Genomic DNA, 10,189 nt, shown 5'->3' with positions numbered 1-10,189 from the left:
GAATAATTAATCACTAATTAATATTATTAATTTCACTTATTCCACAGAGGGCTTTACTCTGCACTTCGGCTTCAATTTGAATGAGAAAGAAAATATGACAGCGATTACTGATTTAGAGGTTTTACTGCAATCCATGTCACCCGAGTTGGTGGGCGGAAGTTATGTGTTTTGTGCTGTGCAAGGGGCATTAGCCGATTATTTGCATTTAGAACCCGTGGCGACATTTCAAGAGCGTGAAGGGCTGACCTTGGTCGTTGAGCAGCAAAAGGCCGTTGCGGCGCAGCTCGATTTTGAATCGGTATTCAGCTTAATTACGCTGACGGTTCATTCAAGTTTAGAGGCGGTGGGTTTAACGGCCGCTTTTGCAACTAAGCTAGCTTCGTATGGCATCAGCGCTAATGTGATGGCGGGCTATTATCATGACCATATTTTTGTGCAAAAAGAGAAGGCAGAAAAGGCGATGGCGGCACTCAAAGAGTTCGCACAATAACGATTTCCTTGCTAACTGCAACTCCAAGTTGTTTGGTTATAAATATTCAAAATAGCATAGTTTGATGCAACCAATCGGTTAAGTGTAGAGGATAAGTGTATGAGTAATATGGTAATGAAAGTGAAGACGGCATCTGGTCGGCAAGTGACCTATCACCGGAATTTAACGGCGCTGCGCCAGTCGTTTGACCAAGCTGGGATTCGCTACCAGTTGATCGAGACGAAAGTTGTTGCGGTTCGTTCTCCTCGCTGAATGAGTTAGCGTACGTCAGTTAATTTTCATTCAGGGATGATTGAATGTGTCAAAAGGGGAGTGGTGATGCGTTTGTTGAGTTTGCAGTTTTGTTTCCAAAATTGAGAAACATATTTTCGAGAATAAGCGTGTATTGATAAGAGTCTTTTCTAGGATTTATACCGAATGCCGTGATATTATCCTGCGCCCAACGGCTAGGTGGTGGGTTTATAAACCACTACAGGCCTTATTAGTAGCAGATAGTTTCATTGTTGTGGATGATGATTCTATGTAAAAAGAGACCGTATTTTGCTTGATATATTACGCGAAGTATTAGGATGGACATCTGTCGCATTCTATATATCACTCACCATCTTTAATTCGATGAAGTTTACTCGCTATGCTGCATTTGCTTCGGCTGCGAATGATATTGCTTGGTCAATTTTGATGGGTTGGTGGCCTAAAGTCATTCTTAACCTGTCGGTTGGTGCCATTAACGCCTATCGATATGTGAAAGATTTTACTAACACCAGCAAAATGGTGATCAATTCTGCTGCGGCTTTGATGGCGAGCGGTATTCTTTATATTGCTTATGTGGCCGTAAGCAGCTTTATCAATAACCCCACACTAGCCGAAGCCTTGCAGTTTGGCGATCTCGCGTTAATTTTGTTGGCACTGTATATGACTGACCTGAAAAGGTTCCGTTTGCTCATGTTCTTATCGGGGTTTGTTGGTATGGCTGCCTATTTCGGTAACCCACAAATGATGATCATCAAAGCGTTGGTTATTGGCATTATGGCTTACAAGCTTTTCCGCGCCGATAAACTCACGACAGTCGCTACCCATCAACAACAAACGAATGCATAACTGCGGGTGTGTAAACTGACCTCCGCATTTGTACAAGAGAAACATCAGGGTGGCGTCCTAAGTTGAGATTGGCGCGCTTTCTATTTATTGAGCGATAGTCATTGAGTTGCGATTGTTTAGAGCCACCTGGCAAAATCATCAATTTCCTACTTCAAAAGGAACTGAACCCGCGTCCATGTATTCCTAAATCATTTAAAAATACTAGCTTTTTATAGCAATTCAATCTAAAGAAAGAGCGCTGATACTGAGCATTTTACCCATCCTCACCATCTATCAATAGCGATTTTAACGCATCGGGAGAAGAGGAGAGCAGTCCTACTTTTAAGCCAAATGGTTTGAGTTGCCAATAGGCGACATCGTGCCAAACTTGAGCAAAACATAGTCTTGTTCGTTTGAACTAAGGTCTTCAATATCTAGGAGTTTAACCCAGTACCGTCTACTAGCGCCGCTAGGCATAATATCGTCTAGAAACTTTAACCATCTGGGTTTACCCATGTCATTAAAAAAGAATGAGACAGGGTGGTTTAGTGAAACAGCGTGAAAGTCATCTTTATCGTGATGCTCTAGCGCATAGTCGCTGAGGTAGTTGAGTTCAGTTACTCGGAAATTATGTTGGCTACTTTTAGGGAACGAGATAATACCAATATCTATCCATTCACCTTTGATAAAAGCTTGTACGGTTAGTTCTTCCATCGACAACACCCTACTTATCAATGAGTAAAGTTTTACTCTTAAAGTCATTTTCTTTCAAGTTGTGAGTAAATTGTTACTCATAATCTGTAAGTCAAAAGTTTTGATAAGCAGAATGGATGATTTCAGCGATGAAAGCTGCGATAGGAAGTAGGGCGTTAATAGTTTGTACAGTGATGCAAGTTGTTCGTAATAAATGAACAGTTACCTTGAATGAACAAAGTGGTTGAGGTGAGCTGTGGCAGTGTTACGAGGAATGTTACTAAATGACTGAGATTAAGTGAATATTGATGAGACGCCCTGAACCACTTAAAGCTAGATATGACAAGGGATTAGAAAAGAAAAAAGACGTCCGGAGACGTCTTTAAACTATGATTTGGTGGAGCTGGCGGGATTTGAACCCGCGTCCGAAAATCATTCATCATTGGTACTACATGCTTATTCGATCTTTAATTTCACCATCAAACTGCGAATCGACACGCTATCTAATGGCTATCCTGAATTAGTTTTAATGCTTTGTCTCTCAGGCGGGAGACGCGGCACGAGCTTGTTTGGTTTTGACTCTCTGTTGTTCCCCGTCTTACGAGCGGAAGCTAGGGCAGAAAGGCTCTTGGCAGGTTATTAAGCTGCTAGTGCGTAGTTTTCGTCGTTTGCGACTATTTTTTTGCGGCTTTTAACGTGGCAAACCGCCCCACGGCATGCACCTCAGACTGCAAAATTCCCGTCGAATCCAGAATCAGCCCCAAGTGTGTTGACGCATACTACCAGAAAACCTTTGTCTGTCTAGCTTTCTGCGTCTAAGTGGTCAAGATTAACGCAATGAGCTCTTCATTACGCGTGCTTTCTCTCTTGCCCAATCTTTTTCTTTTAAATCATCACGTTTGTCATGCAGTTTTTTACCTTTCGCTACACCAATTTTGATTTTCACCCAAGAGCGAGACCAATACAGTGATAGTGCGATAAGTGTCATGCCTTCACGGTTGATGCGTCCATAAAGGTTGTCCAGTTCACGGCGGCTGATTAACAGCTTGCGCACGCGAGTTGGGTTGGCAACCACGTGAGTGGATGCTTGCTGCAGTGGCGTTATTGTCATTCCGGAAACAAAGGCTTCTCCGTCTCGCATGAAAACGTAGCTTTCTGCGATATTCGCTTTGCCTTGACGAAGAGATTTGACTTCCCAGCCTTGGAGCTCCATGCCTGCTTCTACTTCATCTTCGATAAAGTATTCGTGGCGAGCTTTTTTATTTACAGCAATGGTATTGCTACCTGCTTTTGAGTTTGATTTTTTCTTTACCATAGTGGCGGCATTATACGGCTTGGTTTGAGCTTAGGAAATCCTTTTATTTGCGTAGGATAAGAATAAAAGTAAAATTGTTACACACCAGACTTTTTCGGTGGTGATGAGGAGAGAATATGAAGCAAGTCAGTCGTTCTGCTTTAGTGTCTTTTAGTGCAGAACAAATGTTTAATCTCGTGAATGACGTTGCTCGTTATCCTGAATTTTTGCCAGGTTGTTCTGGTTCTCGCGTTATTGAATCTTCCGATTTGTCGATGGTGGCTTCGGTGGATGTTTCAAAGGCAGGGATAAGTAAGACGTTCACAACGTCGAATGTGTTGGTGGCCAGTGAAGCTATTTTGATGAATTTGGTCGATGGTCCTTTTAAGGCTTTAAAAGGCGGTTGGTATTTTACTGCACTTGATGAACAGGCCTGCAAGGTTGAACTTAAACTGGAGTTTGAATTTTCGAGCAAAATGGTGGAATTGGCTTTTGGCAAGATATTCAATGAATTGACTAGTAATATGGTTAACGCATTTACCAAACGAGCGAAACAGGTGTATCAGTAATGAGTATTGAATCTGAGATGATCCATGTTGAGGTAGTCTATGCATTGCCTCATGAGCAAAGAGTACTGAATTTGGTGGTAGACAAAAACTCAACCGTCGAAACGATAATTCAACAGTCCGGTGTGCTTGAGCTCTACCCAGAGATTGATTTATCAAAAAATAAGGTCGGGATTTTTAGTCGTAACGTTAAGCTAGATTCGACGGTCAGAGACCGTGATCGCATTGAAATTTATCGTCCGTTATTGGCCGATCCTAAAGAGATCCGTCGCAAGAGAGCCGAGCAGGCAAAAGCGCAACAGTAAACGTTGCTGCGGTATTGGATGCAAGATAAAGGGCTCGTTATGAGCCCTGTCCGTTAGTGTCACTCATTGTGAGGTGCACTTTGGGTATCATTTGTTTGAACGTGTTTTCGTTCAGTTTACGCCTTCAAAAAACCGTTCGCTAGGAGGGTAGTCGCCACTGATTTCCATCAAAGCACCTGCGGTATTAAATGTCGCAATCAGGTTTTTCTGTATCGATTCTTTGTGGCCTTCCGTGTGGTGATAAATGTAATACCAAGTATCGGGATAACCGTTTTCAATAAGCATCGGCGACCCCATGACAAACCTAACCTGTTCTTTGCTCATACCGAACTTGAGTTGATCGACGGCTTGCTGTTCAACGTAGTTGCCTTGGTTAATATCAATACGATAAACGAGTTTTTCTAATAAAGAGCATCCAGTCAGCATTGTCATTGCTAAAGGGACTGCGATTAACCACTTTTTTAACTGCATATTCAAAATTCTTTGCCAATAGGTCGTAAAACTGGACTGATAATAAACAAGCTCGCAGCAGAAGTAAAAAATAGACTGAGCTACGAGCTAGTTGAGACTGCAAATTTTGAGTTTGGTTGCAAACCTAAAAAGAAAAATGTCAGCTTAGGCGGCGATCAGCAGTTCTTTCGCATTAGCAAGGGTAGATTCGGTGATTTGGCTACCCCCTAAAAGGCGAGCAAGTTCAGCGACGCGTTGTTCACTATCTAATCGTTTCATTTGTGTTTCTGTCTTTCCTGCTTTGGCTTGCTTGCTGACAAACAGTTGTTGGTGCCCGCAGCCTGCCACTTGTGGTAAGTGAGTCACACACAGTACTTGAGTTGATTCACCTAATGTTCTTAACATTTTTCCGACTACCGCTGCTGTCGGGCCACTGATACCAACATCGACCTCATCAAAAATAAGGCTAGGAGTGTCTACTTTTTGAGCGGTGATCACTTGGATTGCTAGAGATATCCGTGACAGCTCTCCGCCTGACGCGACTTTAGCGATAGGCTGCAGCGGTTGACCTGGGTTGGTTGAGACTAAGAAAGTTACGGTGTCAAAACCCAGTGGTGATGGATGCGTTGTTTCATGATTAACTTCGATGCAGAACTTGGCTTTTTCCATGCTCAGTTCGTGCATGCTATTGGTGATTAATTTATCTAGCTCTTTCGCGTAACGGCTACGAGACTTATGCAGTTTGTCGGCACAGGTTGCAAACTGCTGATACTGTTTGGCAACGTTACTTTCCAGTTCTTGTAATTTATCTTCAGAGCAGTCAAGTTGCGCTATTTGTTTGAGCAGATCTTGGTGGTGGTGGTAAAGCGTTTCAGGAGCGATGTAGTGCTTGCGCGATATGGACATCACTTTAGAGTAACGTTCTTCTACATAAGCCATACGTTCAGGATCGACATCGATACTGTCCAGATAGTTTCGCAATTCACTGTTGGCTTCTTCGAGTTGGATGATGGCTTCAGCCACCATGTTGGGTAAGGTGGCAAGTTTTTCATCTAACTCGGCCAGTTCAAGCAAGGCGTGGTTGGCTGACTGCAGCAAACTTAGCGCATTGACTTCTTGCCCCTCATAAATAAGTTCAATGGCTTGCTGGCAAGTGGTAGCAAGCAAGCCACTGTTGGCTAAACGTCTGTGCTCTTGTTCGAGTTCGGTGAACTCTTCTTCACCAATCGCCAATTCATTGAGCTCTTTGATTTGATATTCCAGCAGTTGAACTTGAGCTTGGTTTTGTTGACTATTTTCTTTGAGTTGATTGAGCTGGTTATCTGCTTGACGCCACATTTGGTAGGCTAAGCGTGTCTCTTTGACAAGATTCACGTGACCTGCGTATTGGTCCAGCATGCTCATTTGATACTCACTTTTCATCAGTTGATGATGGGCGTGTTGACCGTGAATGTTGATCAGTAATTGACCTAGAGCTTTGAGTTGTGAAAGAGGCACAGGGCTGCCATTGATGAAGGCACGAGAGCGGCCATCTTTGGTGATGATTCGGCGTAAAATACACTCTTTTTGGTCGAGCAAGTCATTGTCTTCCAACCAGCGCGTGGCGTTGAGGTTATTGTCCAAAATAAAGGCGGCGCTGACTTCGGTTTTTTCTTCACCCTGCCTGACCATTCCTGCTTCCGCACGGCCACCAAGGCATAAACTGAGCGCGTCAATTGCAATGGATTTACCCGCACCGGTTTCGCCAGTAATGGTAGTCATTCCTTTGGAAAGCTCTAACTGCAATGATTTAACAATAGCAAAATTATTCACACTTAAATGAGCCAGCATTTCTGTACCTATATAATCAAATAACACTGTATAAGTGAACAGTATAAACTGTTTTTTTATACAGTAAAGATGCCTGTCAGAAAACTATGAGTATTGTAAACTGCGCTGAGTTTAGTGCATGCGACAGGAAGTGATTTATGTTGCTTGATAGCTCTGGCTTTCTAGTGAATTTTACTTCATTCGATGGGGTTAATTAGTTTTGAATTGATTATTAAATGCTCATTAAATAGTTTGACGAGGTTCACAAAAAAGATAGAATACGCAACCTGTATACAATGTAACAAGGTGTAGTAAATGATGAACTCAGCACTTCTTTCGCTATTAGAAAAGAAAAGCACCTCTGAAAAAGGTAAATCCCAATCGACATTGGCTGATAAACTATCGAGTGTCATGGTGTTTGGCGCGACAATCGCCGTAGTTGGTTTGCTAGGGTTAATCTACATTGCATAAATTCACATAAAAAAGACGCTTGATGCGTCTTTTTTATCATCTAGAGAATAGCGCTTACTTGGTCGCTATCACTTCAATTTCCACTTTCGCATCCATAGGCAGGCGAGCAACTTCCACGCATGAGCGCGCTGGAAAAGAGGCTTGGTGGCTTTCAAAGACCATCGTAATTCTCGTCATTAGTGGGTTGCCATTGGTGTAGTGAAACTGACTTAACCGCTGAATGTCGGTAATAGGTTCATCATTGACATAAAGTGGAATACTGCGGTTGCGATACCAAATAAGATCAGCATGCCGATCATTGCGTTGCCACCCGGTGCCATAAATCCTTCTTGACCACCTTCTAAAGTGCGTGATTTACGAGCCAATAACGCTGGAATTAAGCAAGCCCAGATTGTTGCAGCAGCACCCGCATAGCCAATCGCCAGAATAAAGCCGAAAGGGAACAATAAAGAAAGGGTGAGTGGTGGAATAAATGTCACTAGCCACGTTTTAGTGCGACCTTGTTTGTTGTCTTCAAATTTAAACAGGTCTGCCAGAAAATCAAAAACACCTAAGCCTACACCGATGAACGAAGAAAGAATGGCTGCCATTGAGAAGGTATTGATTGCGTGCGATACCTTGTCTGAATCAATCACAGAGCCTAACGCTGCTAACAGAACTTCAACGTTACCACCTTGGGCAATCACTGGGCCGAAATTGCTACGTGGTAGGTTACCGTAAATACTGGCCATCCACAGGAAGTACAGACATAGCGCGATAACGGTACCGCCCAAAATGGCGTATTTTGCGCGATGCTCACACCCATAGTAAGAACGCATACTGGCCACTGAGTGATGATAACCAAATGAGGTTAAGGCCACAGGTAACATTGCCATAGCGTATGGGGCATAATTGGATTCTTCGTTAATGCGGTCGAAAAGTACGCTAGTATCTATGTTAACGGCTAAACCAGAAACACCAAATACGAAGCTCAGTACCATAAAGGCAATAAGAACAATAGAGATCCTGTCGACTGCTCGAGTAGAGTGCCAAACGAAAAGAGAGAAAACAGCAACAAACAGGACTGATGTGATTTTGTTATTGATGCCTAAAACACCTTCTAGAATTAAACCTGAAGATGTGATGTAAGCATAAAGTAAGATACCGCCGACAAAATAAACTGCTAAATTATTAATTCGGTTGACGTTATCGCCAAGGATGTCTTTGGTCACAGTGTTGAAAGACACTTTAAGATCGTAACGCTTGAATGCTTCCAATAGCATCCAACCCGAGAGTGTCATCATGATCATAGTGAAGGTAATTGTGATAAGAGACCAAGTCGTCCAAGCGCCTGCTCCCGCACTCGGTAACCCTAACATTCCGGCTCCGACACAGACGCTTGCTATGATACAAGCTCCGCCTACTAAAGATGGATTATTGTTCATAATCGTTACTCTTGTTTAAGTTTCATGTTGAGGAAAAAGCCCGCTAAATTTATAGATTTTGTTTTGCTCAATTTAGAAGGAAATAGCGCGCCAATTAGGCGCGCTTTAGTTAGTGATTATTCAACTTCCTTTAGACGGGCTGTGAAGTGGCGTAGCACTTGTGGCTCGTAGGTGAAATCGAGTCCCTTCACGTTGTGGGCATTCTCTTTTACTTTCCCAAATGCTTCGATAACAAAGTCCATGTGCGTTTGAGTGTAAGTAGCACGAGGAATGGTTAGGCGTAACAACTCAGCAGGACAAGGGTGTTGTTTACCTGTTGCAGGATCACGGCCTAATAGTAACGAACCGATTTCCACCGCGCGAATACCGGCTACTTTGTAGAGTTCACAGGCCAAAGCATGAGCTGGGAATTGATGCGAAGGGATATGAGGTAATAGTTTGCCTGCATCAACGAATGCTGCGTGGCCGCCAGCCTGCTGACACACAACCCCAATGGCTTCTAGGCCATCAACAAGGTATTGAACCTGGCCGATACGGTACTCTAGCCAGTCTTGACGCATGCCATCGTATAGACCGACAGCAAGACGCTCCATTGCACCACCTTCAAGACCACCATAAGTAGGGAAACCTTCTTGAATCACACAAAGCGTGCGGCATTCCGTGTAAGTGTCCATCATCGATTCATCTTTGAAACACAACAGACCACCCATTTGAACCATTGCATCTTTCTTAGCAGACATGGCTAAACCATCTGCGTATTTATAGGTTTCACGAGTGATTTCTTCGATAGTCCAATTTTGATAACCCGGTTCGCGTTGCTGAATAAAGTAAGCATTCTCAGCAAAACGCGCAGAGTCCATGATGACAGGAATATCGTAGCGTTGAGCAATCTCGTATACCGCTTTTAAGTTAGCGATAGAGACAGGCTGACCACCGGCAGAGTTACAAGTAATCGTGCTGACAATGTAAGGTACGTTCGCAGGTCCTGCTTCTTCAATAGCCATTTCAAGTTTCGCGATGTCAAAGTTACCTTTGAAATCTGCATTGACAGACGTATCGAACGCATCTTCGGTATAGACGTTTTTCGCCACACAGCAGTTAACCTGAGTGTGACCTTGCGTGGTGTCGAAGAAGTAGTTAGACAGCGCCACCATTTTTGAACGATCTAGGCCTTTTTCTTGCTCACGCTTTTTAATTAGAACAGGAATATAGATTTGCTCTGCACCACGGCCTTGGTGAGTTGGGATAGTCAACTCATAACCGAAGATATCTTTTACCGCATTCGCCAGCGCATAGTAGCTGCGGCTGCCACTGTAAGCTTCGTCACCCATTAGCATTGCTGCTTGCATTCTTTGAGTAATAGAGCCTGTGCCGCTGTCAGTGAGAAGGTCAATAAATACATCGTCACTATCGATAAGGAATGGGTTCATACCCGCTTTAAGGATGGCCTCTTCGCGATATTCACGTGTTGTACGTTTTACTGGTTCAACAACACGAATGCGGAAGGGTTCTGGTAAGTGTTTAAAGTTTTCCATGATAATACCTTTGAATAATTTAAATTTCGTCAGGCGATATTAGTTAACACCCTTTATATATTTAGAGTGCAAAAT

The 10,189-nt window shown here is 43.2% G+C and carries 11 protein-coding genes, 1 other RNA gene and 4 pseudogenes; 6 read left to right on the top strand and 10 right to left on the bottom strand.

Annotated features, from left to right (window positions below):
- Window positions 1–94 precede the first annotated feature (94 nt).
- The 3 genes from AACT21_RS01920 (at window position 95) to AACT21_RS01910 (ending at window position 1,588) form a co-directional block, all read left to right on the top strand.
- Window positions 95–490, top strand: a complete 396-nt coding sequence (locus AACT21_RS01920) for an ACT domain-containing protein (protein ID WP_094164563.1) — start codon at window positions 95–97, stop codon at window positions 488–490.
- Window positions 491–589: 99 nt separating this feature from the next.
- Entirely contained in the window at window positions 590–742 is a 153-nt protein-coding gene (locus tag AACT21_RS01915) for a hypothetical protein (RefSeq protein ID WP_013857464.1), read from the top strand.
- Window positions 743–1,030: 288 nt separating this feature from the next.
- Window positions 1,031–1,588, top strand: coding sequence for a hypothetical protein (locus tag AACT21_RS01910; protein WP_013857463.1), 558 nt, complete (start codon window positions 1,031–1,033; stop codon window positions 1,586–1,588).
- 16 nt (window positions 1,589–1,604) lie between these two features.
- Here AACT21_RS01910 and AACT21_RS01905 read toward each other — a convergent pair.
- The 5 genes and pseudogenes from AACT21_RS01905 to smpB all read right to left on the bottom strand — a co-directional run.
- Window positions 1,605–1,727: pseudogene (locus tag AACT21_RS01905) on the bottom strand (integrase); the annotation flags it as partial.
- A gap of 114 nt (window positions 1,728–1,841) precedes the next feature.
- A pseudogene (locus AACT21_RS01900) lies at window positions 1,842–1,925 on the bottom strand (transcriptional regulator); the annotation flags it as partial.
- 2 nt (window positions 1,926–1,927) lie between these two features.
- A pseudogene (locus AACT21_RS01895) lies at window positions 1,928–2,281 on the bottom strand (hypothetical protein); the annotation flags it as partial.
- A gap of 374 nt (window positions 2,282–2,655) precedes the next feature.
- Window positions 2,656–3,022: a transfer-messenger RNA gene (gene ssrA / locus AACT21_RS01890) on the bottom strand.
- 67 nt (window positions 3,023–3,089) lie between these two features.
- Window positions 3,090–3,575, bottom strand: coding sequence for an SsrA-binding protein SmpB (gene smpB / locus AACT21_RS01885; protein WP_013857439.1), 486 nt, complete (start codon window positions 3,573–3,575; stop codon window positions 3,090–3,092).
- Between the two features lie 116 nt (window positions 3,576–3,691).
- On the opposite strand from smpB, the gene AACT21_RS01880 reads away from it, so the two are divergent.
- Together AACT21_RS01880 and AACT21_RS01875 are read left to right on the top strand one after the other, a co-directional pair.
- Window positions 3,692–4,123: an SRPBCC family protein gene (locus AACT21_RS01880; protein ID WP_013857438.1), complete on the top strand. Its 432-nt coding sequence runs from the start codon at window positions 3,692–3,694 to the stop codon at window positions 4,121–4,123.
- Window positions 4,123–4,425 carry an RnfH family protein gene (locus AACT21_RS01875; RefSeq protein WP_010319507.1) on the top strand — a complete coding sequence of 101 codons (303 nt, stop codon included), beginning with the start codon at window positions 4,123–4,125 and terminating at the stop codon, window positions 4,423–4,425. The genes AACT21_RS01880 and AACT21_RS01875 overlap by 1 nt, the downstream gene beginning before the upstream one ends.
- Window positions 4,426–4,536: 111 nt before the next feature.
- Here the strand turns inward: AACT21_RS01875 and bamE are convergent, their stop codons facing one another.
- Both bamE and recN read right to left on the bottom strand, forming a co-directional pair.
- The gene (bamE, locus tag AACT21_RS01870) at window positions 4,537–4,896 is read right to left on the bottom strand and encodes an outer membrane protein assembly factor BamE (RefSeq protein WP_026027472.1); all 360 of its coding nucleotides are present in this window, start codon (window positions 4,894–4,896) and stop codon (window positions 4,537–4,539) included.
- A gap of 144 nt (window positions 4,897–5,040) precedes the next feature.
- On the bottom strand, window positions 5,041–6,705 hold the full coding sequence (recN, locus tag AACT21_RS01865) for a DNA repair protein RecN (RefSeq protein ID WP_094164562.1): 1,665 nt from the start codon (window positions 6,703–6,705) through the stop codon (window positions 5,041–5,043).
- 294 nt (window positions 6,706–6,999) lie between these two features.
- Here recN and AACT21_RS01860 point away from each other — a divergent pair, with 294 nt between their 5' ends.
- On the top strand, window positions 7,000–7,155 hold the full coding sequence (locus AACT21_RS01860) for a hypothetical protein (protein WP_017047959.1): 156 nt from the start codon (window positions 7,000–7,002) through the stop codon (window positions 7,153–7,155).
- Window positions 7,156–7,209: 54 nt separating this feature from the next.
- Here AACT21_RS01860 and AACT21_RS01855 read toward each other — a convergent pair.
- The 3 genes and pseudogenes from AACT21_RS01855 to tnaA all read right to left on the bottom strand — a co-directional run.
- Window positions 7,210–7,311, bottom strand: a pseudogene (locus AACT21_RS01855) (Rid family hydrolase); the annotation flags it as partial.
- 53 nt (window positions 7,312–7,364) lie between these two features.
- Window positions 7,365–8,579: an aromatic amino acid transporter gene (locus tag AACT21_RS01850; RefSeq protein ID WP_026028108.1), complete on the bottom strand. Its 1,215-nt coding sequence runs from the start codon at window positions 8,577–8,579 to the stop codon at window positions 7,365–7,367.
- A 116-nt stretch (window positions 8,580–8,695) separates the two neighbouring features.
- On the bottom strand, window positions 8,696–10,114 hold the full coding sequence (tnaA, locus tag AACT21_RS01845) for a tryptophanase (RefSeq protein WP_017043367.1): 1,419 nt from the start codon (window positions 10,112–10,114) through the stop codon (window positions 8,696–8,698).
- Window positions 10,115–10,189 lie beyond the last annotated feature (75 nt).

This window comes from Vibrio sp. V08_P9A1T1, from assembly GCF_963874405.1.
GTDB classification, from domain to species: domain Bacteria; phylum Pseudomonadota; class Gammaproteobacteria; order Enterobacterales; family Vibrionaceae; genus Vibrio; species Vibrio anguillarum.
This window is presented reverse-complemented; position numbering and strand designations above follow the sequence as displayed.

What these genes read in the sequence shown, in the direction of transcription:
- AACT21_RS01920 (WP_094164563.1), top strand. Translation starts at nt 95, where the DNA reads ATGACAGCGATTACTGATTTAGAGGTTTTACTGCAATCCATGTCACCC.
- AACT21_RS01915 (WP_013857464.1), top strand. Translation starts at nt 590, where the DNA reads ATGAGTAATATGGTAATGAAAGTGAAGACGGCATCTGGTCGGCAAGTG.
- smpB (WP_013857439.1), bottom strand. Translation starts at nt 3,575, where the DNA reads ATGGTAAAGAAAAAATCAAACTCAAAAGCAGGTAGCAATACCATTGCT.
- AACT21_RS01880 (WP_013857438.1), top strand. Translation starts at nt 3,692, where the DNA reads ATGAAGCAAGTCAGTCGTTCTGCTTTAGTGTCTTTTAGTGCAGAACAA.
- AACT21_RS01875 (WP_010319507.1), top strand. Translation starts at nt 4,123, where the DNA reads ATGAGTATTGAATCTGAGATGATCCATGTTGAGGTAGTCTATGCATTG.
- bamE (WP_026027472.1), bottom strand. Translation starts at nt 4,896, where the DNA reads ATGCAGTTAAAAAAGTGGTTAATCGCAGTCCCTTTAGCAATGACAATG.
- recN (WP_094164562.1), bottom strand. Translation starts at nt 6,705, where the DNA reads ATGCTGGCTCATTTAAGTGTGAATAATTTTGCTATTGTTAAATCATTG.
- AACT21_RS01860 (WP_017047959.1), top strand. Translation starts at nt 7,000, where the DNA reads ATGATGAACTCAGCACTTCTTTCGCTATTAGAAAAGAAAAGCACCTCT.
- AACT21_RS01850 (WP_026028108.1), bottom strand. Translation starts at nt 8,579, where the DNA reads ATGAACAATAATCCATCTTTAGTAGGCGGAGCTTGTATCATAGCAAGC.
- tnaA (WP_017043367.1), bottom strand. Translation starts at nt 10,114, where the DNA reads ATGGAAAACTTTAAACACTTACCAGAACCCTTCCGCATTCGTGTTGTT.